General features: G+C 74.8%; 21 protein-coding genes and 5 pseudogenes. 14 read left to right on the plus strand and 12 right to left on the minus strand.

Features of this window, described 5'->3' with window-relative positions:
- The first annotated feature begins 230 nt into the window (after positions 1-230).
- Positions 231-782 (plus strand): putative sulfate exporter family transporter, encoded by a 552-nt coding sequence (locus DA06_RS19470; RefSeq protein WP_418605789.1) that lies wholly within the window; start codon positions 231-233, stop codon positions 780-782.
- On the opposite strand, the gene dusB is transcribed toward DA06_RS19470, so the two are convergent.
- Positions 709-1,920 carry a tRNA dihydrouridine synthase DusB gene (gene dusB / locus DA06_RS19475; protein ID WP_043503346.1) on the minus strand — a complete coding sequence of 404 codons (1,212 nt, stop codon included), beginning with the start codon at positions 1,918-1,920 and terminating at the stop codon, positions 709-711. The two genes, DA06_RS19470 and dusB, sit on opposite strands and share 74 nt — an antisense overlap.
- A gap of 117 nt (positions 1,921-2,037) precedes the next feature.
- On the opposite strand from dusB, the gene DA06_RS19480 reads away from it, so the two are divergent.
- Together DA06_RS19480 and DA06_RS19485 are read left to right on the plus strand one after the other, a co-directional pair.
- Positions 2,038-2,475, plus strand: coding sequence for a hypothetical protein (locus DA06_RS19480; RefSeq protein ID WP_418605790.1), 438 nt, complete (start codon positions 2,038-2,040; stop codon positions 2,473-2,475).
- Positions 2,475-2,828, plus strand: a complete 354-nt coding sequence (locus DA06_RS19485) for a hypothetical protein (protein WP_043503350.1) — start codon at positions 2,475-2,477, stop codon at positions 2,826-2,828. The genes DA06_RS19480 and DA06_RS19485 overlap by 1 nt, the downstream gene beginning before the upstream one ends.
- Positions 2,829-3,115: 287 nt before the next feature.
- Here the strand turns inward: DA06_RS19485 and DA06_RS19490 are convergent, their stop codons facing one another.
- Both DA06_RS19490 and DA06_RS19495 read right to left on the minus strand, forming a co-directional pair.
- On the minus strand, positions 3,116-3,304 hold the full coding sequence (locus DA06_RS19490) for a hypothetical protein (RefSeq protein ID WP_418605791.1): 189 nt from the start codon (positions 3,302-3,304) through the stop codon (positions 3,116-3,118).
- 31 nt (positions 3,305-3,335) lie between these two features.
- Complete coding sequence (locus DA06_RS19495) at positions 3,336-4,088, minus strand: hypothetical protein (protein ID WP_418605792.1); 753 nt, start codon at positions 4,086-4,088, stop codon at positions 3,336-3,338.
- A 104-nt stretch (positions 4,089-4,192) separates the two neighbouring features.
- On the opposite strand from DA06_RS19495, the pseudogene DA06_RS19500 reads away from it, so the two are divergent.
- The 3 genes and pseudogenes from DA06_RS19500 to tsaE all read left to right on the plus strand — a co-directional run.
- A pseudogene (locus DA06_RS19500) lies at positions 4,193-4,348 on the plus strand (hypothetical protein); the annotation flags it as partial.
- Positions 4,303-4,962 carry an alanine racemase gene (gene alr / locus DA06_RS19505; protein ID WP_418608106.1) on the plus strand — a complete coding sequence of 220 codons (660 nt, stop codon included), beginning with the start codon at positions 4,303-4,305 and terminating at the stop codon, positions 4,960-4,962. The pseudogene DA06_RS19500 and the gene alr, both read left to right, overlap by 46 nt.
- A pseudogene (gene tsaE, locus DA06_RS19510) lies at positions 4,959-5,450 on the plus strand (tRNA (adenosine(37)-N6)-threonylcarbamoyltransferase complex ATPase subunit type 1 TsaE); the annotation flags it as partial. The gene alr and the pseudogene tsaE, both read left to right, overlap by 4 nt.
- 270 nt (positions 5,451-5,720) lie before the next feature.
- On the opposite strand, the gene DA06_RS19515 reads toward tsaE, so the two are convergent.
- The 6 genes and pseudogenes from DA06_RS19515 to DA06_RS19540 form a co-directional block, all read right to left on the minus strand.
- Positions 5,721-6,116 (minus strand): DUF3040 domain-containing protein, encoded by a 396-nt coding sequence (locus DA06_RS19515; protein WP_043503365.1) that lies wholly within the window; start codon positions 6,114-6,116, stop codon positions 5,721-5,723.
- A gap of 48 nt (positions 6,117-6,164) precedes the next feature.
- Complete coding sequence (locus tag DA06_RS19520) at positions 6,165-7,418, minus strand: DNA polymerase IV (protein WP_043503369.1); 1,254 nt, start codon at positions 7,416-7,418, stop codon at positions 6,165-6,167.
- The gene (locus DA06_RS19525) at positions 7,415-8,176 is read right to left on the minus strand and encodes a hypothetical protein (RefSeq protein WP_418605793.1); all 762 of its coding nucleotides are present in this window, start codon (positions 8,174-8,176) and stop codon (positions 7,415-7,417) included. Before DA06_RS19525 ends, DA06_RS19520 begins: the two co-directional genes overlap by 4 nt.
- A complete protein-coding gene (locus tag DA06_RS19530) occupies positions 8,076-9,692 on the minus strand; it encodes a HelD family protein (protein ID WP_418605794.1) in 1,617 nt (538 codons plus the stop codon). The genes DA06_RS19525 and DA06_RS19530 overlap by 101 nt, the downstream gene beginning before the upstream one ends.
- A 119-nt stretch (positions 9,693-9,811) precedes the next feature.
- Positions 9,812-10,168 (minus strand): hypothetical protein, encoded by a 357-nt coding sequence (locus tag DA06_RS19535; protein ID WP_418605795.1) that lies wholly within the window; start codon positions 10,166-10,168, stop codon positions 9,812-9,814.
- A gap of 174 nt (positions 10,169-10,342) precedes the next feature.
- Positions 10,343-11,017: pseudogene (locus DA06_RS19540) on the minus strand (DnaJ C-terminal domain-containing protein); the annotation flags it as partial.
- Positions 11,018-11,263: 246 nt separating this feature from the next.
- Between DA06_RS19540 and DA06_RS19545 the strand changes: the two are divergent.
- The 5 genes from DA06_RS19545 to mihF are packed head-to-tail and all read left to right on the plus strand — an operon-like array spanning position 11,264 to position 14,495.
- Positions 11,264-12,397: a 4-hydroxy-3-methylbut-2-enyl diphosphate reductase gene (locus DA06_RS19545; protein ID WP_418605796.1), complete on the plus strand. Its 1,134-nt coding sequence runs from the start codon at positions 11,264-11,266 to the stop codon at positions 12,395-12,397.
- Positions 12,385-12,564, plus strand: a complete 180-nt coding sequence (locus tag DA06_RS19550) for a hypothetical protein (protein WP_418605797.1) — start codon at positions 12,385-12,387, stop codon at positions 12,562-12,564. The genes DA06_RS19545 and DA06_RS19550 overlap by 13 nt, the downstream gene beginning before the upstream one ends.
- Positions 12,561-13,547 (plus strand): GTPase, encoded by a 987-nt coding sequence (locus DA06_RS19555; protein WP_418605798.1) that lies wholly within the window; start codon positions 12,561-12,563, stop codon positions 13,545-13,547. Before DA06_RS19550 ends, DA06_RS19555 begins: the two co-directional genes overlap by 4 nt.
- A complete protein-coding gene (locus tag DA06_RS19560) occupies positions 13,508-14,164 on the plus strand; it encodes a PH domain-containing protein (RefSeq protein ID WP_418605799.1) in 657 nt (218 codons plus the stop codon). Before DA06_RS19555 ends, DA06_RS19560 begins: the two co-directional genes overlap by 40 nt.
- 19 nt (positions 14,165-14,183) lie before the next feature.
- Positions 14,184-14,495, plus strand: a complete 312-nt coding sequence (mihF, locus tag DA06_RS19565) for an integration host factor, actinobacterial type (protein WP_043503391.1) — start codon at positions 14,184-14,186, stop codon at positions 14,493-14,495.
- Between the two features lie 118 nt (positions 14,496-14,613).
- Here mihF and DA06_RS19570 read toward each other — a convergent pair.
- Positions 14,614-15,663, minus strand: a pseudogene (locus DA06_RS19570) (Hsp70 family protein); the annotation flags it as partial.
- A gap of 299 nt (positions 15,664-15,962) precedes the next feature.
- On the minus strand, positions 15,963-16,118 hold the full coding sequence (locus tag DA06_RS19575; RefSeq protein ID WP_418605800.1) for a hypothetical protein: 156 nt from the start codon (positions 16,116-16,118) through the stop codon (positions 15,963-15,965).
- Between the two features lie 112 nt (positions 16,119-16,230).
- Here DA06_RS19575 and DA06_RS19580 point away from each other — a divergent pair.
- Positions 16,231-16,428 (plus strand): annotated as a pseudogene (locus DA06_RS19580) (methyltransferase); the annotation flags it as partial.
- Positions 16,429-16,983: 555 nt separating this feature from the next.
- Here the strand turns inward: DA06_RS19580 and DA06_RS19585 are convergent.
- Positions 16,984-18,222: a DNA recombination protein RmuC gene (locus DA06_RS19585; RefSeq protein ID WP_052437004.1), complete on the minus strand. Its 1,239-nt coding sequence runs from the start codon at positions 18,220-18,222 to the stop codon at positions 16,984-16,986.
- Positions 18,223-18,318: 96 nt separating this feature from the next.
- On the opposite strand from DA06_RS19585, the gene DA06_RS19590 reads away from it, so the two are divergent.
- Positions 18,319-18,699: a nucleoside deaminase gene (locus DA06_RS19590; protein ID WP_418605801.1), complete on the plus strand. Its 381-nt coding sequence runs from the start codon at positions 18,319-18,321 to the stop codon at positions 18,697-18,699.
- A gap of 154 nt (positions 18,700-18,853) precedes the next feature.
- Complete coding sequence (locus DA06_RS19595; RefSeq protein WP_043501166.1) at positions 18,854-19,144, plus strand: WXG100 family type VII secretion target; 291 nt, start codon at positions 18,854-18,856, stop codon at positions 19,142-19,144.
- Positions 19,145-19,168: the final 24 nt, after the last annotated feature.

Here is a 19,168-nt window from a genome sequence, read left to right on the forward strand (position 1 = left end):
GAGCTGCGGAGAAACGCTGACCCCCACCGCTGCTCGACACCTCGAGCGCGGGTGGTGCACCTGCGCTCGAGGTGTCGAGCAGCGCTCGGGAAGCGGGGCCCGCCGGGGGTGTGGTCCCGTTGGGGAGCGGAGCCCGCCGGGGTGTGCGGACCGGTCGGGGACCTGGATCTGCTCGGGATGCGGACCGGCCGCGGTCCAGGACGCGCCCGCGGAGCGTGCATCCTTGGGCGGTGCCCGATCTGACCACCTGGCGCCAGCGTGCGCCCGGACTCGCCCTGACCGCCGTCGTCGCCCTCCTGGCGCTGGCCGCCAACCGCGCCGTGCCGGTGGTCTCCGCGCTGCTCGTCGCCATCCTCGTCGGTGTGCTGCTGCGCAACACCCGGCTCCTGCCGGCCGCCGCGGAGGAGGGCGTGCGCTACAGCGCCCGCACGGTCCTGCGGCTCGGCGTGGTGCTGCTCGGCCTGCAGCTCTCGGTCCCCGAGGTGATCGACCTCGGGTGGGGCGCGATCGCCGTCGTCGTCCTCACGGTCGTCGGCACGTGGGCACTCACGCTGCTCGTGGGCCGGCTGCTGCGGGTGCCGGCCACGCTGCGCCTGCTGCTGGCCACCGGCACCGCGATCTGCGGGGCCTCGGCGGTTGCCGCGATGGCCGCCGTCGCGGGGGACAGGGGGCCCGGCCCGCGCCGGCGGGGCGCCGCGGGGGCAGGGCTCACCCGCCCGAGACGGAGAGCTCGGCCTGGGCGAGGACGCCGCGCAGTTCCTCGTCGACGTCCCGGCTGCTGAGCCAGCCGTCGGGCAGGTGGGGCTGCTTCGGGGTGCCGGCGCGCCCGCGCTGCCCCTCCGCGGCCTCGCCCGGGTAGGGCTGGTCCAGGTCGAGGGCTGCGAGGCGGTCGTCGAGCTCGGCGAGGCTCGAGACCAGGCCGAGGGCGTGGCGGGCCTCCCCGCCGGCCACGTAACCCTTGAGATACCAGGACATGTGCTTGCGCATCTCCCGGAGGGCGCGGGGTTCCTCGCCGAAGTGCTCGACCATCAGCTCGGCGTGCCGGCGGACCACGGCGGCGACGTCGCCCAGCCCGGGGGTGACCCGGCGGTCCGAGCCGTGCGCGGCCGCCACGAGATCGGTGAACAGCCAGGGGCGTCCCTGGCAGCCACGACCGACGACCACGCCGTCGCAGCCGGTCTGCCGCATCATCTCGGTGGCGTCCTCGGCCGACCAGATGTCGCCGTTGCCCAGCACCGGGATGGTCGTCACGGCCTCCCTGAGCCGGGCGATCGACTCCCAGCGGGCCTGGCCCGAGTAGTGCTGGGCGACCGTCCGGGCGTGCAGCGCGACCGCGGCGACCCCGGCCCGTTCGGCGATCCTCCCGGCGTCCAGGTAGGTGAGGTGCTCGTCGTCGATGCCCATCCGCATCTTGACGGTGACCGGAACCTCCTTCTCACGCCCGGACGAGGCCTCGCGGGCCGCCCTCACGGCGTCGGTGACGATGGCGTCGAAGAGGTCCCGCTTCCACGGCAGCGCCCCTCCCCCGCCCTTGCGCGTCACCTTCGGCACCGGGCACCCGAAGTTGAGGTCGACGTGGTCGGCGCGGTCCTCGGCCACGAGGATGCGGACCGCGGCGGCGATCGTCGCCGGGTCGACGCCGTAGAGCTGGACCGACCGGACGGGCTCGTCGGGGTCGGGGGTGATCATGCGCATCGTCTCGGGCGTGCGCTCGACGAGCGCACGCGACGTGATCATCTCGGTGACGTAGAGCCCCGCGGGTGCGTGCGACCCGGGCACGGCCGGCGCGGCGCCCTCCGGCAGGCCGTCGACGCCGGCCTCCCGGCACAGCTTCCGGAACGGCGGGTTCGTCACTCCGGCCATGGGGGCCAGGACCACGGGGGTGCCCACGCCGACGGGTCCGATCTGCAGTGCGCTCACCGCGACATTGTCGCTGGTGCCGGCGAGCGGGACAGCCCGGGCGCTGTGAGATGCGCCCCGCCGCCCGCCGACTGGTTCGCGCCGGCCCCGCCGGCCCAGCCCGAGCCCGCGCCGCCCGTGCCGGAGGTGCAGTGCCCGGTCGGAACGCTCGTCGCTTCCGTCGACGACGCCACTGCCGTCCCGAGCGGCGTCGAGGGGTGGTGGGACTGGGTCCTTACTGGAACGCTCGCCAACGCGACCGACGCGGCGGTGTCGGTCGCGGAGTCGAACATCCCCGACGTGGTCGCCCTCGACACGGACGGTAGTGGCCGCCAGGTGTGGTCGCTGCGCTACGGCTCGTACGACATCGCCGTCCCGGCCGGGCAGCCGCGCCCGATCGAGGTCCGGCTCGGCCCCGGGGAGGCGCTCCGCTTTCGGGCGGCCGAGCGCCTCTACCTCGGCCCCGAGCGGGTCGGGTCCTGGGTCGTGGACAACCACGCGGTGCCCGCCGACCTCATGCCGGTCTGGGTCGACGATGATCTCTGGCAGTGCGGGCACCCCGGCGGGTGGTACTGATGGCGTCGACCGTCCAGCCCGGCGGCGCAGCGACCGCGGTGTCACCGCCCCGCCAGGACGCCCTGCCGGGCCTGGCGGTCACCGATCCTTCCGAGGTCGACGTCGCGCTCCCGCCGCCCTCCCTCGAGGCACTCCGCTCGGGCGCGCCCCGGGCGCTGCAGGACGCACTGGGCGCGCTGGAACAGGACCGCGGGCTCGACGCTCTCGCCGGCCTGCGCGCCGTGGCCCGCGCCGTGCGTGAGATGGAGCGGCACGCCGTGCGGCTCGCCCGTCGCGACGGTGCGACCTGGCAAGAGATCGGCGACACGCTCGGCACCACCCGCCAGAACGCCCAGCAGCGCTTCTGTGATTGAGCGCGGCTCGGAGCCGGCACGTCCGGCCGTATCGCCGGCGTGCAATAGGTGCGGCAAGCCGGCGATACTTTATGCAGCCCCCGGCGGACGTGAGGTGCGGTCGGGGGTGGCGGGACCAACCACCCTCGTCGCCGTCGTATTCGTCGATGTGTCAGGGTCGCAGGTCCTCACTCCCCGGGCACGCCGGCGCGGCCGGGTGATGCGGCGGAGGAACCGTCCAAGCGGGTGAGTGGGCGTGCGGCGCGGCTGTCGGGCGGGTCCGCGCGGCTGCGCTCACGGGCGTGCAGTCACCCTTTGTCGATCGTTTGCAGGATGAAGCGCTCCGTCTCGTACAGGTCGTTCGCTCGGTCGCTCTGCTGCACGTCCTCTGCGAAGACCACCCAGACGTCGGGACTCAGCAGCGCCTCGATCAGCGCGGGGCCGACGTCCTCCGGCACGGTCGCTTCCGTGGCGGACCAGTCCATGACCTCGCGCATCTCGTCAGGGGCCATGTCCTGCTCGGTGGGGTCAACGTTGGTGTTGCTGTCGACGTAGGCCCCGAGGATCTTGCAGGTGCCGTCCCCGGCAGGCTGGGGGGAAGGGCAGGTGCTGGCAGACGAGGGAGTCCGCGTCCCACAGCGGTGCGAAGCCAACGGTCGGGAGCGGGGCCTGCCGGCCGGGCGTGGTGTTGGTGACGGTGAACGATGGCGCGAACTCGAATCGGACGTTCATCTGCCCGGGCGGGGCGGTGAAGGTGTCGGAGTAGGTGCGCAGGATGGTGACCGGGCCGTCGACGAGGTAGGTGTAGCCGTCCTTGTCGGTGAACGTGAAGTTCACCTTGAGGAACGCCGCAGACTCCGCCAACTCCTCGGCGGGCGCCGCCGGCTCGGTCGACGCGGGGCTCTCGGCCGCGGTCGGCGCCGGCGTTGCCGGCTCGGCCGTGAGGACGCCGGCGGCGACCATCATCCCCTGCAGGTCGTCGGGGTTGGTCTCCCGCCGCACGAGGATCACGTTCGCGCCCGCGTTCGACCGCTCGAGGGCCTGGGCGTTGTCCATGACGATCTCGCCCACGGCGGCGCCGGGCGAGGCCGCCATGGCGCGGGTGAGCAGCTGGCGGTCCGCGTCGCCGTCGAACTGCGGGAACAGCAGCTGGGACAGCTGGGCCCCGAGACCCGCGAGATCGCCTCGTCCATGGTGATCAGATGCTCGTCCACCAGCTGGGTCGCCACCCGGAACGCCGCGGCCGCGGTGCGCTTGCCCACCCGGGTCTGCAGCAGCCACAGCTTGCCGCGTTCGATGGTGAACTCGATGTCGCACAGGTCCGGTAGTGCGTCTCCAGCCGGCGCGCCGCCCGCGCGACCGGACGCGTCGCGCGGGTCCACCTCAAGGTCGACACCGGCATGGGGAGGGGCGGCGCGCGCCCCGAGGCGGTTCGGGGACCCTGCTCGACGCGGCCCGCCGGGCCCGGGCCGAGGGGACCGTCGACGTCGTCGGGATCTGGTCCCACCTGGCCTGCGCCGACGAGGTCGGCAGCCCGGTGACGGCCGAGCAGACGGCGATCTTCACCGCCGCCCTCGAGGAGGCGGCGCGGGCGGGCGTGCACCCCGAGGTCCGCCATCTCGCGGCGTCGTCGGGCACCTTGTTCCATCCCGCCACGCACTTCGACCTCGTGCGCCCCGGCATCGCCGTCTACGGCCTCACCCCGGCGCCGGACGTCGCCGGCTCCGCCGCGCTCGGCCTGCGGCCGGCGATGCGGCTCGAGGCGAGGCTGACCGTGGTCAAGGCCGTCCCGGCGGGCACCCCGCTGTCCTACGGGCACACCGCCCGGACGACGGCGGACACCTATGTCGCCGTCGTCCCCCTCGGCTACGGCGACGGCGTCCCGCGGGCGGCGTCGAACCGCGGCCCGGTCACCGTGGCCGGGCGCCGTCTGCACGTGGCCGGCCGCGTCTGCATGGACCAGGTGGTCGTCGACCTCGGGCCGGACGCCGCCGACGTGCGCGAGGGCGACGTCGCCGTCCTCTTCGGGCACGGAGACGGCGTGCCCAGCGTCGACGACTGGGCCGAGGCGAGCGGCACCATCAACTACGAGATCGTCACCCGGCTCGGCGCCCGGGTGCCGCGCCTGCACGTCGACCCGGAGGTTCGCCCGTGACCTACACCCTGACCCTCGCCGACCCCGACGCCACCCGCGACCTCGGGCGGCGCCTCGCCGCCGTGCTCCGGGCGGGGGACCTCGTCCTTCTGTCCGGCGACCTCGGCGCCGGGAAGACCACCCTCACCCAGGGCATCGGGGACGGGCTGGGGGTGCGGGGCCAGGTCGCCTCCCCGACGTTCATCATCGCCCGGGTGCACCCGTCGCTGGGCGCCGGCCCCGACCTGGTCCACGTGGACGCCTACCGGCTCGGGTCCCTGGACGAGGTCGACGCCCTCGACCTGGACACCTCGCTCGAGGACTCCGTCACCGTGGTCGAGTGGGGCGCGGGCAAGGTCGAGTCGCTGTCCGCCGACCGCCTGGAGATCGACGTGCGGCGCCCCCGTGGCTCCGACGGCGCGACGGACGCGGCCGTGCCCGAGCTCGCGGACCTCGGTGCTCCCGCGGCCCGCGAGGTGGAGCTGCGCCCGCTCGGGCAGCGCTGGGCCGAGCCCCGGGGAGCGAGGTGGAGGCGGCCCGGGGAGCAAGGTGGAGCGAGCCCCGGGGAGCGAGGTGGAGGCGGCCCCGGGGAGCGAAGTGGAGGCGGCCCCGGGGAGCGAAGTGGAGGCGGCCCCGGGGAGCAAGGTGGAGCGAGCCACCAGCGAGCGAGGTGGGGGCGGCTCTGGGGAACTGCCCGCCCGTCAACCGGTCCTGGGAAGCAAGCAGCCCGTGACCGTCAGGCCACGGGCTGCGTCAGCGAGGGGTACGACGTGCGGGCCTCAGCGCCCGCGCTCCTCGTTGCGCCGGTTCCACCGGTCTTCCTGCCGCTGCATGAACCCGCCGGACGGGGGCACCTTGCCACCGGGACGCCGGACACCGCCGCGGCCGCCTCCCTTGGCAGCACCGCCGCGCGGTCCGGTGATCGCCAGCATGACGCCACCGAGCATCGCCAGGAACCCGAGCACACCGACAAGCACGCCGAGCCAGTTGTACCCGGTCGCCACACCGCCGACCAGGCCGCCCAGACCGAGCAGGAAGAGCAGGATGCCCAGGCTGAGCCTGCGCACGTTCGGCCGCGACTTGTCGGCCAGCGTGTTGGCGAGCTTGGGGTCGTCGGAGCGCAGCTGCTGCTCCATCTGCTGGAGCATCCGCTGCTCATATTCGGAGAGAGGCATTGGACCTCCAGTCTCGCCACGAGCCGCCTGTCACCGGCGGTATGGAGATCAGGATAGGTCCCCGGACGCGCTCTTGAAAGCGGAGTCCCGTTTGTTGTCGAGCAACGTGGCCGGGCGGAGAACCTGGGAGCCGAAACGCGCGCGGACGCCGTCCATCGCCCGCTCGGCGAGCGCCCGCTGAGGGTCGTCGTCGAGGACGCCCTGGACGCCCGTGGTGGCTGCCGGTGTCAGCCGCTCCGCGCGGACGCCGAGGAGCCGGATCCCGCCCGGCGGGATCTCGACGCCGGCGAGGAGCTCCCTGGCGGCGACGTTGATGCCGTGCGCGAGGTCGGTGGGCACCGGCAGGGTCCGCGACCGGCTCAGGGTGGTGAAGTCGGCGTGGCGGACCTTGATCGCGACGGTTCTCGCGAGCATCCCGTCCGCGCGCAGCCGCGCGGCGCACTCGTGCGCCTGACGGAGCAGGACCTTCTCGAGGCGGGAACGGTCCGTGACGTCCTCCGCGAACGTGGTCTCCGTACCGACGGACTTCTCCACCCGCGTCGGTTCCACGCGGCGCGGGTCGATGCCCCAGGCCAGCTCGTGGAGCCGTTGGCCCGCGGCGACACCGAGGGTCCGGTGGAGCACGGTGAGCGGGGTGGCGGCCAGCTGCGCAACGGTCTCGATGCCGTGCCGCTCCAGCGCCTCCTGGGTCTTCTCCCCCACTCCCCACAGCGCTCCGACCGGCAGGGAGTGGAGGAAGGCCACCGTCGCGTCCGCAGGGACCAACAGGAGTCCGTCCGGCTTGGCGTGGGTGGACGCCAGCTTCGCCACGTGCTTGCTCGCGGCCACGCCGACCGACGCCGGTACGCCGCACCGTCGGTGCACCTCCTGGCGGATCCATGTGGCGATCTCCACCGGCGGCCCCATGCGGCGCACGGCGCCGGCGACGTCGAGGAACGCCTCGTCGATGCTCACCTGCTCCATCGCCGGAGTCACGTCGGCGAGCACCGACATCACCTCGCGCGAGACCTCCGCGTAGCGGTCGTGCCTCCCCGGCAGCACCACCGCCTGCGGGCACAGCACCTTCGCCCGCGCCGCGGGCATCGCGGAGTGCACGCCGAACGCCCGGGCCTCGTAGCTGGCCGCCGCGACCACGCCCCGGTGGTCGCCGCCCACGATGACGGGCCGGCCGCGCAGCTCCGGACGGTCGAGCAGCTCGACGGAGACGAAGAAAGCGTCCATGTCGACGTGCAGGATGGTGCAGCCGGAGTCGTCGTCGCCCCAGGAACGCCGGGCAGCGGCGCTGCGGGGAGCTCTGCTCACCACGCACCCCCTCTCGCCGCCCGGCCCCAGGCTAACGTGGCCCGGTGCCAGACCGTCGTCGTCGTCCCGCCCGTGCCGCCCCGAGGGTGGCCGACCTGCCGACCGGACCGGTCGAGACCTCGCTCGGGACGGCGAGCCTGCGCCGTGACCCGGGCGCCCCGAACCGCGTGACGCTGCTGCTCGGGAGCACCGAGAGCTCCTCGCTCGACCTGGAGGACCCCGGCCACCTCGAGTTCGAGTACATGCAGCAGATGGTCGTCCTCCTGGACGCGGCCTCCTCCGCGACCCGCACCCGCGCGGGCACGGCACCGGTGGACCGTGCGCAGACGGGAGCGGGGGGCGGCCGCGTCCAGTGCGCGCAGCACCGGCAGCGCGGCGTCCATGACCTCCTGCGGGGTGCGGTAGCTGACGGTGAGCTCGGCACGGCGCACGCGGGCCCGGGTGTGAGGCGCGAGCGCGAGCTCCCAGCTCTCGACCGCCGTCGGGCCGGACGCCTGATGGACGTCCCCGACCACGGTCATCGACCCGGCCGGGCACCGACGGAACAGCGTGCGCCACGTCATCGCGGAGACCTCCTGGGCCTCGTCGACGATCACGTGGCCGTACACCCACGTGCGGTCCGCCGCGGCGCGCTCGGCGAAGGTGCGACGGTCCGTCTCACCGTGGCGGCGGGCGAGCTCGTCGTCGCTGAGGAGGGCGCCGGCGCGGACCGTGTCGCCGTCGCCCTCCTCGCCGAGCAGGTCGTTCGAGCGCAGCACCTGACGCGCGAAGCGGGCGTTCTCCCGGCGCCGTGCCTCCTCCTTCGCCCGCGCAGCGGACTCGTCGACGCCGAGCAGCTCCGCCGCCTCGTCCAGCAGCGGGACGTCCGCGACGCACCACTCCGTCCCGACGTCGCGCCGCAGGAGGTTCCGCTCGTCGTCGTCCAGCAGACCCGACGAGGCGGCGGCGAGCAGGCGCGGGTCCGCGAAGAGCGAGCGCACCAGGGTCTCGGGCGTCAGCAGCGGCCAGAGGTCCTCGAGCTCGGCGGCCACCGCCGGGTCGGCGAGGAGCTCGCGCTCCACGAGGGGCACCTCGTGCGCGGCGGCGAGCCCGTCGACCTGGCTGCCGGCGGCGTCGACCCGGGCCACGACGGCGTCCGGGTTCCTGGCCAGCGACCTGTCGACGGCGGCCAGCTCGTCCTCGAGGCCCTCCTCGACGTCCTGCATCAGCCGGAAGCTCGCACCGACGACCTCGAGGGCGAGCGCGGTGACGACCTCGGCGCGGAAGTGCCGGCGGGCGACGTTGTGCGGGCGGCCCGAACGGCGGGCCCGCTCGGCGGCCGCCTGCAGCAGGTGCGCGGGCAGCCGGTACACGTCGCCCTCGAAGGTGATCTCGACGTCGTCGTCGGGGGGCCTGCCGCGCCCGGACGGCGCGGGCGAGAACCTCGGCCATGACGATGTCGCCCTTGAGCCGTTCCACCGCCGGCTCCTCCCGGCGCACGGGCGCCACCCCGGGCACGAGGGTCTCGGGCGTGGTCAGCACCACCTGCGTCTCCCCGAGGGAGGGCAGGACCTGCTCGATGTAGTCGAGGAACGTCGGCGTCGGGCCGACGACGAGCACGCCGCGTCGCGCGACCGAGGGCTGGGCGTAGAGGAGGTAGGCGGCGCGGTGCAGGGCCACGGCGGTCTTTCCGGTGCCCGGGCCGCCCTGGACGACGAGCACGCCGTCGGTGCCGGCGCGGACGACCTCGTCCTGCTCCGCCTGCAGCGTGGTGACGATGTCCCGCATCCGGCCGGTGCGGTGCTCCGTCAGCGCGGCCATGAGGGCGCCCTCGCCCTGCAGCTGGACGCTGCCGGGCGCGACGTCGAGGTCGAGCAGCTCGTCCTCGAGCGCCTCGACGCGCCGGCCGTCCGTGCGCAGGTGCCGGCGCCGGACGACGCCGTGGTTGTCCGCCGGGGTGGCGACGTAGAACGGCCGGGCGCCGGGGGCGCGCCAGTCCAGGAGCAGCGGCGTGCGGTCGGGGGCGGGGCCGCGCAGGCCCGTCCGGCCGATGTGGCGCGCCTGTCCGTCGTCGAGGTCGAGGCGCCCGAAGCACAGCCCGTTCTCGGCGTGGTCGAGGGCGACGGCCCGTTCGGTCAGCCGGTCCACCCTCGCCTCGCGCTCGACGAGGTCGCGAGCCGAGACGCCGCGCTCGCGCAGCGCCTCCGAGAGCTCCTCGGCCACCTGCGCGCGCAGCTCGTCGACGCGGGCGTAGAGCCCGTCGACGTACGCCTGCTCGCGCTCGAGCTCTGTCATGTGCCACCTTCCTCGCCCCGTCCCGGCCGTCCGGTCCGGCTGCCGCTCCGCCGGGCCGAGGTGGGCAACCACCGGCGCGGCCGTGGTGTTCCCTTCCTCGCGGTCCGGCCGCCGCGCCGCTACGACCGGCTCGCGAGGAACCGGTCCACGACCTCGTCCCGCCCGAGCACGTCCACCTCCGCGACCTCCTCGCGGCCCAGGGCGTGCAGCGCCAGCTCGACCGGGTCGCCGAGGACGACGACCGCGTCGGCGCCCCGGCGCACCACGCGCCGCGGCCCGCCCGGCACGGCGAGCACCACGCCCACCGGGCTGGACCGGTAGGCCATCCTGGCCAGCGGGACCAGGCGCTCCCACACCGCCAGCACCAGGTCCGTCGGCAGGACCCGCGGCTCCGCCGGGTCCGGCCCCGCCCGGCGGACGTCCTCGTGGTGGACGACGTACTCGACGAGGTGCGCGGCGTCCCCCGCCCACGCCACCGGAGACCAGGCGGGGATGCCCGCGGCGAACCGGTCGACCAGGGCGCGGTACCCCTCGGGCGTGCGTGCGCCGTCGGCCAGGCGGCCCTGGAACCGCTCCGACCCGGGCGGCCGGCGCCGCCGTCGCCAGGGTCCGGGCGTCGGCGTGGAAGACGGCGGTGGTCACCGGTCGGCTCAGCGGCCGGAGAGCCGGTCGCGAAGCTTGGCGAAGACCCCGGTGCCGGAGGTGGCCAGACGCGGCTCAGGCTGGACCTCGCCGCGCAGCTCGGCCAGCTCGGCGAGCAGCTCGCGCTGCCGCTCGTCCAGCCGGGTGGGCACCTGGACGTCGACGTGCACGTGCAGGTCCCCGCGACCGCCGCGGTGCAGGTGCCCGACGCCCAGGTCGCGCAGGGTGTACACCTGCTCGGGCTGCGTGCCCGGCTCGATGTCGATCTCCCGGGCGCCGTCGAAGGTGTCGAGCGTGGTCACGGTGCCGAGGGCGGCGGCCGTCATGGGCAGGCCGAGGGTGCAGTGCAGGTCGTCGCCGCGGCGGACGAACACCGGGTGCGGCTTCTCGCGGATCTCGACGTAGAGGTCGCCGGCGGGCCCGCCGCCGGGACCGACCTCGCCCTGCCCGCTCATGCGGATGCGGGTGCCGGAGTCCACGCCCGCGGGCACCTCGACCCGGAGGGTCTGGCGCGTGCGCACCCGGCCCTCGCCGGAGCAGTCCTGGCACGGGGTCCGGGATGACCGTGCCGTGGCCCTGGCAGGCCGCGCAGGCGGAGGTGGCCATGACCTGGCCCAGGAAGGACCGCGTGACGCGCTGGACGGAGCCCCGCCCGTGGCAGACTCGCAGGTCCGCGGCGAGGTGCGGGCCGGCAGCAGGAGCTGGCAGGGGCCGGGTGGCGGGCGGCGACGGCGCGCGGGTCCTCGCCCGCGTCGAGCGCCGTGCGCGCGGCCACGTCGGGTGGTCCTGGGGCAGCAGGACCGGGTCGGGCTCGAGAAGGTTCCGGTTCATGGGGGCCATCGTCGCACCCGCCCGTGACACCGGCCCGCCGCCTGTGCTTTCGGACACCTCGATAGCCCTGCTCGCGGCTTCGCACGTACCCTGGCCGGGTGACCACGCCCACGACCACCCCCGCGTCCTCCGGACCCGCGCCGAGGGTGAGCTCCCTCGCCGGCGCGTCCGCGTTCCCCGGCACGGTCGAGAGCACCCCGGCGCCCGACGGGAAGCGCATCCTGCTCGCGGCGCCGCGCGGCTACTGCGCCGGTGTCGACCGTGCCGTCGACGCCGTCGAGAAGGCGCTGGAGCTCTACGGCGCACCGGTGTACGTGCGCAAGGAGATCGTCCACAACAAGTTCGTCGTCGAGACGCTCTCCGAGCGCGGCGCGATCTTCGTGTCCGAGACCGACGAGGTGCCCGAGGGGGCTCGCGTCGTGTTCTCCGCCCACGGCGTCTCGCCGGCGGTGCACGCGCAGGCCGCCGCCCGCAACCTCGCCACCATCGACGCGACGTGCCCGCTGGTGACGAAGGTCCACAAGGAGGCCGTCCGCTTCGCCAGGGACGACTTCGACATCCTCCTCATCGGCCACGACGGCCACGAGGAGGTGGAGGGCACCCAGGGCGAGGCGCCCGAGCACATCCAGGTGGTCAACGGGCCGGACGAGGTGGACAGGGTCCAGGTGCGCGACCCGGAGAAGGTCATCTGGCTCTCCCAGACCACCCTCTCGGTCGACGAGACGATGCAGACGGTGAAGCTGCTGCGCGAGCGCTTCCCGCACCTGCAGGACCCGCCGAGCGACGACATCTGCTACGCCACCCAGAACCGGCAGGTCGCGGTCAAGAAGCTGGCGCCGCACGCGGACGTGGTTATCGTCGTCGGCTCCGCGAACTCCTCCAACTCGGTCCGGCTCGTGGAGGTGGCCCTCGAGGCGGGCGCCGGGTCGGCCTACCGCGTGGACAAGGCCGACGAGGTCGACCCCGCGTGGCTGGCGGGCGCCACCAGCGTCGGGGTGACCTCCGGGGCGTCCGTGCCGGAGATCCTCGTGCGTGACGTGATCAACCGGCTGAAGTCGCTGGGCTACACCGGCGTGGAGGAGGTCCGCACGGCGACCGAGGACATCATGTTCTCGCTGCCGAAGAACCTCCGCGGCGACCTGAAGGCCGCGGGCGAGCAGCCCGACCGCCCGCACCGCGCCCGTCGCGCGCGTGACGCCGCAGCCGCCGCGCCGCGGCCGTGCGACGCCTGACCGGCAGCGACGCGCTGGTGGACGAGGCGCGGGACGACCTCGCCCGGCTGGCGGCGACCACCGTGCGCGCCGCCGTCGAGCCGTACCTCGAGGACCTGGACGCGCTGCCGCTGCAGCCGGGCACCGCGCTGCGGCTGCGAGCGTCCGAGCTGAAGGAGCATGCATGACTACCACCACCACCGTCACCGTCCCCACGGCTGCGCTGGGTGCCGACGCCCCGGCGGCTCCCGCCGACGTCGACGCGGCGGCGCTCGCCGACCGGGCCGACTCGCTGGTGCTCGCGCTCGGCGCCGCCGACGGTCTGATCGACCCCTTCGAGGCCGCCCGGGCGCGCTCGGACCTGGATGCCGTCGCCGAGCGGCTCGCCCTCGGGGCGGACCGCACCGTCGTGGCGCTGGTCGGTGGCACGGGCTCCGGCAAGTCCTCGCTGTTCAACGCCATCTCGGGTCTGCGGTTCGCCGACGTCGGAGCCCTGCGGCCCACCACAGAGGTGGCCGCGGCGTGCGTGTGGGGCGGTGCGGCGGAGGAGCTGCTCGACTTCCTGCAGGTCTCGCCGGCGCGTCGCATCCAGCGCGAGTCGGTTCTCGACGGCGACCACGAGCGGGCGCTGAGCGGCATGATCCTGCTCGACCTGCCCGACCACGACTCGATCGCGCGGGACCACGCCGTCCAGGTGGACCGGCTGCTGCCGCTCGTCGACGTGCTCGTCTGGGTGGTCGACCCCCAGAAGTACGCCGACAACGCGCTGCACGACCGCTACCTCACGGCGCTCGCCGGGCGTAGCGAGGCCATGCTCGTGCTGGTGAACCACGCCGACACGCTGTCCCCGCGCGCCGTCGCGACGGTGGCCGACGACGTGCGTCAGCTCCTGGCCTCCGAAGGGCTGGCCGGGGTGCGGGTGCTCCCGACGTCCGCGCTGGAGCACACCGGCATCGCGCAGGTGCGGGCGGTGCTCGCCGACGCAGTGGCGCGGCCGTCCGTCTCGCTGCGCACCGCCCTGGCGGAGGTGGACGCCGTCTCCGCGCGGCTCTCCCACGCGGTGGGCCCGTCGGCGCGGCCGCCGCGGACGGCCACGACGCCCCGGGCGGCGGCACCGGCAAGGACGACGCCGTGGCCTGGCGCCGCGTCCACAAGATCACCCCGCTCCTGAACGCCTGGAAGGTCGTGGCGGCGGTCGTCGCCGCCACGATCTGGCAGATCTCCGACCAGATCACCAACCTGCCCGGCGTGTGGGAGTCGGTGGCCCGTTACCGCACGACGGTGGTGCTCGCCGTCGTCGGGGTGCTCGTGCTCGTCGCTCTGGTGGCGGGGCTGTACTCCATGCTCGCGTGGCGCCGCACGCGGTTCGTGGTCACCAGCGAGTCGGTCGACCTGCACACGGGCATCCTCTTCCGCCAGCAGCGCCATGCCCGCCTGGTCCGCATCCAGGCCGTCGACGTGGTGCAGCCGCTCCTGGGCCGGCTGTTCGGGCTCGCCCAGGTGCGGGTCGAGACGGCCGGCGGCGGCGAGTCGAACGTGGTGATCGGCTTCCTGCACGAGGCGGAGGCGCAGGCGCTGCGCAACGAGGTGATGGCCCGGGCGGCCGGCGTCGACATCGCGGTGGCCCCCGCCAGCCCCGCCAAGGCTGCATCCCCGGTAACGCCGACGGCCTCGCGGGGCGGTGCGCCAAGGCCTGCCCGCGCCGGTGACCTGCAGGGCCGCCGGGACGGCCCGCCGTTGCCGGGCGTCCGGGGGACCGCTAACGTCCTGACATCGCACCATCCGTGAGCTGACGAGGTGACCGATCGTGGCACTGCCGCCGTTGACCCCTGAGCAACGAGCCGACGCCCTTGCGAAGGCCGCCGCCGCCCGAGCCACCCGCGCCGAGGTGAAGAGCAAGCTCAAGTACTCACAGGTCTCCCTCTCGGAGGTGCTCGAGGCCGCGAAGGAGGACGAGGCGCTCAGCAAGTTGAAGGTGGTCTCTCTGCTGGAGTCGCTCCCGGGCGTCGGCAAGGCCACCGCCCGGTCGCTGATGGCGGAGATCGGCATCTCCGAGGCACGACGGGTCCGCGGGCTCGGTCCGCACCAGAGCGCCGCCCTGGTCGAGCGCTTCGGCTGAGACGCCGCGGGCCGACCCGCGGAGCCGAGGGAGCCCGCCAGGGGCATCTCCGGCGCTCCGACTCCGGCGTCGGCTGCCTCCGGTCACACACTCCTGGGCCCCCCGCCGCGGCCCGTGCCGCGCCGAGCGCCACGGACCCCTGCGGGTCGGTGTCGACCGCGACCGGTCGGCGGAAGCGCGCCGAGAGCAGCTCGGCGACCAGCGGGATGCGCGAGGAGCCGCCCACCAGGAGGATCGCCTCCAGCTCCTCCGGCGTCACGTCGGCGGCGTCGAGGGCGGCCGCGAGCGCCGTGGCCGTCTCCTCCACGGCGGGAGTGATGAGCTCCTCGAGCTCGGCGCGCACGATCCGGACCTGGGTCTGCAGGCCGGGCAGCAGCACCGGGACCGTGGTCTCGGCGTCCGCGGAGAGCGCCTCCTTCGCCTCGGTGCACTCGCGCCGCAGCCGCGCCAGGCCGGCGAGCACGCCGGGCGCCGCAGGGTCAAGGCCGGTCAGGCGGTCCCCGACGGCGTCAGCGACGTGGGCGAGCACCAGCTCGTCGAGGTCGGAGCCGCCGAGCCGGTCCAGCCCCTCCGGCCTGCCGAGGATCTCGCAGGTGTCGGGGCCGGTCTTGCGCAGGACCGCCGCGTCGAACGTCCCGCCGCCGAAGTCGTACACGGCGACGGTGGCGCCCTCGGCGACGCGCTGCTGGGCGAGGTAGTGACGGGCCGCGGCCCGCGGCTCGCTCACCAGGGTCACGCCGGTCAGTCCGGCGTCCGCGAGGGCGTCGCGGACCAGCCCGACCCGGTAGGACCCCCACGTGGCGGGCACGGCGACGGCGACGGCGGCGGGCGCCTCGCCCTCCCTCTCCTCCGCGCGGTCGGCCACCCAGCGGGCCTGCGCCGCGAACAGATCGTGCGGCGCCACCGCGACGTCACCCACCGAGACGGGGACCGTGTCCCCGACGCGCCGCTTCACCTCGCGCACCACGCGCTCGGGGTGCGAGAGGAGGCGCCGCTCGGCGGCCTCGCCGACCAGGACGTCGCCCACCTCGTCGAGGTAGAGCACGGACGGCACGGCGGCGCCGCGCGTCCCGAGCCCGAGGAGCTGAGGCGCGGGGTCCTCGTCCGGTCGCGTCGTCGCGGCAACCGTGGAGGTCGTCCCGATGTCGATGCCCAGCACGTACGGCATGTGTTCCCCAGACGGCACTCATCATTTGAACGTGACCCCCCGGATGCAGCCAGGCTACGAGACGACCCGGACCCCTGCACACCCCTTGAAAGAGGGAACCCGGAGCGAAGTATTCGGCGCAGATATGCGGCAAACGCCGTCCGCAGGTGGCGGCCGGAGAGCCCGCCCCGGGTGGACGGCCCGCGCGGGCGGCGCAGCATGCCCCGCCGCCGGCCCGGGGCTGCCGGCGCTGCTGGCGGCGCGCGGCAACGACCACCCTGCCGCGGTGCTCCTGCGCCTGTTCATGCTCGGCGACGACGTCACCCCGCGCCGAGCTCGACCGGGCCCTGCCGGCGGCCGGGGCCGAGGGCGCCCAGCGCCTCGGACTCGTGCGCACGGCCGGTGCCGGTCCGGCGGACGCCGCGACCGCCGTCCGTCGACCTGCGACCGTACGCGGCCGCGGACGGGGCCGGCACGGCCAGGTGGTGGGTGGCGTCCGACCTCGGCGAGCTGGCGACCGGCGGTGTGCTGCGGTCCGACCACGTGCTGGGGATCGGCGGCGCCTCTCTCACGCTCGCGCAGGTGACGATGCGCGCCCCGCGGCGGCGGACGCTCGACCTCGGCACGGGGTGCGGGGTGCAGGCGCTCCACGCGTCCCGCCACAGCCAGCACGTCGTCGCGACCGACCTCTCGGCACGGGCGCTCGGCTTCGCAGCGTTCAACGCCGCCCTCGCCGGGGTCGACCTGGACCTGCGCGAGGGGTCGCTGCTCGAGCCGGTGGCGGGGGAGATCTTCGACCTGGTGGTGTCCAACCCGCCGTTCGTGATCACCCCGGCCTCCGCCTACGACGCGGGCCTGCCGGTCATGGAGTACCGGGACGGCGGGCGCGGGGGGGACGACCTCGTGCACGACCTCGTCTCCGCCGTCGGCCGGCACCTGGCGCCTGGCGGGGTGGCGCAGCTCCTCGGGAACTGGGAGCACCACGCCGGCCAGGACTGGCGCGAGCGTGTGGCGAGCTGGCTGCCGGAGGGGTGCGACGCCTGGGTCGTGCAGCGGGAGGTCCAGGACCCGGCCGAGTACGCCGAGCTGTGGCTGCGCGACGGCGGGATGCGCCCCGAGCTCGACCGCGCCGGGTACGAGGCCGCGTACGCCGCGTGGCTGGCCGACTTCGGGGCCCGCGGCGTCGAGGGCATCGGGGTTCGGGTACGTCCTGGTGCAGCGGCCCGCCACCGCGCGCAGACCCTGGCGGCGGGTCGAGGAGGTGACCGGTCCGGTGCGCCAGCCGCTGGGCGGCCGCCGCGCCGCGGGGCTGAGCACCAGCCGCAGCCGCGGGGCCGAGCGCTAGCCGGCGCGACCGGCGAACATCGCGGTCCCGGCGTCGTCCTCGGTGACGAGCTCCGGCGCCGTGAACGTGCGCACCTGCGCGTCGTCCGCGGAGATCGGCTCGACCTCGAGGTCCCGCCCGCCGATCGACTCCAGGTCGCGGGCCGTGACGAGCAGGCGCTGCTCGATCGACGCGACCGCCCGGTTGTAGTGCTGCACGCTCGAGCGCAGCGAGCGTCCCAGGCCGCCCAGGTGCGAGGCGACGACCCCGAGCCGGTCGTACAGGGTGCGGCCCAGCTCGAGCAGCTCCTTGGCCTCGGCGCTCACCTGCTCGGCCGACCAGACCGAGGCCACCGTGCGCAGGAGCGCGAGCAACGAGGACGGTGACGTGGGGGCGACCCCCTGGCGCAGCGCGTGCTCCAGCAGCGTCGGGTCCGCCTCCAGGGCGGCGGCCAGCAGCCCCTCGGACGGGACAAACATGACCACGAGCTCCGGCGAGCCCGGCAGCTGCTCGTGGTAGGCCCGCCTCGCGAGCGCGTCGACGTGCCCGCGCAGCGCCCGGGAGTGGGCCGCGAGCAGCCGCTCGCGTCGGTCGGCGTCCTCGCCCGTGGGGCGCTCGCCCAGCGCGCTCGCCTCGAGGTAGGCGTCCATCGGAACCTTGGCGTCCACCGCCAGGTACTTCTCGCCGGGCAGGTGGACGACGACGTCGGGCCGGCCGCCCCCGGTGCGCGACCGTCCCGGGGACCCCGCCGCGCCCAGCGCACGCTGCTCGGTGAAGTCGACGTGCCGCAGCATCCCGGAGGCCTCCAGAACGCGACGGAGCTCGATCTCGCCCCACTGGCCCCGGGCCGAGGTGGAGCGGAGCGCGGACTCCAGCTGCGCCGTCGTCCGCTGCAGCTCGGCGTCCGTGCGCCGGGCGTGGTGGAGCTGCTCGGTGAGGACGGTGAACTGCTCGGTGCGTTCGCGCTCGAGCAGGGCGACGTGCTCGCCCACCTGCGCGAGCGTCGCCTGGACCGGTGCGAGGGCGCGCAGGACGTCCTGGTCCTGACGGGCGCGCTCGTGCAGCTGCTCGACCTCCTCGGTGAGGCGGTCGGCGCGGGCCTGCGCGGCCGCCGCCCGTGCGCGGAGCTCGGCGACCTCCGCCGCGGTGGCGCCGTCCCCGCGCAGCGCGGCGCCCCGCGCGACCGCCACGGCGTAACCGAGGACGGTCCCCACGACGAGAGTCAGCAGGAGCAGCAGGACTGTGGTCATCTCCATGCCGCGAACGATGCCAGCAGCCACCGACACGGCGTCCGCGCGCCGCGCCGTCGGGGGGCTCCGCGCCGAGCCGTCACGGGTCCCGCGCAGGGGGGCGTGCCCATCGGCGCGGCGCTCGTCGTCGACGGCGAGGTGCTCGCCGTCGGACGCAACCGCCGCGTGCAGGACGGCAGCCCGATCCTGCACGGCGAGACCGACTGCCTCGCCAACGCGGGGCGGCTGCCCGCGCGCGTCTACGCCCGCGCGACGATGGTGACCACCCTGTCCCCGTGCGACATGTGCGCGGGAGCGATCCTTCTCTACGGCATCCCGCGTGTGGTGATCGGCGAGAACCGCACGTTCCTGGGTGCGGAGGACCTGCTGCGCTCGCGCGGGGTCGAGGTGGTCGTGCTCGACGATCCCGCGTGCGTGGCGCTGATGCGCGAGTTCGTCGCCGCCGAACCGGCGCTGTGGAACGAGGACATCGGCGAGGAATGACCCGGGGAGCTGACCCGGGGGAGTTGTCCCCCGGGGGGGAGTTGTCCCCATGGCCGGTGGGCGACAAGGCGCATTTCGGACCGGTAGGAATGTTCCCAGCGGATCCCGCCGGCAGGCGGCGGGTCCTCGATCCCACGAGGGGGAGTGACGCACGATGTCGAACATCAACGTCTCCTACGACGAGATGCAGCGCGAGGCCAACAACCTGGTCACGGCGAAGGACCAGATCATCGCGGACCTGAACCGGCTGCAGGCGCAGATCCAGGGGCTGGTGGAGTCCGGGTTCGTCACGGACCAGGCCTCGGTGCGGTTCAACGAGTCCTACCAGCAGTTCACCACCGGGGCGCAGCAGACGATCGAGGGTCTGCAGGACCTATCGCAGTACCTGACCAACGCCGCGCAGGCGCTGGCGGACACCGACGCTCAGCTCGCCGCCGGCATCTGACCCGGCTCGTCGACCGGCCCGGAA

Origin of the sequence: Georgenia sp. SUBG003, assembly GCF_000715355.2 — a bacterium.
GTDB lineage: Bacteria > Actinomycetota > Actinomycetes > Actinomycetales > Actinomycetaceae > Georgenia.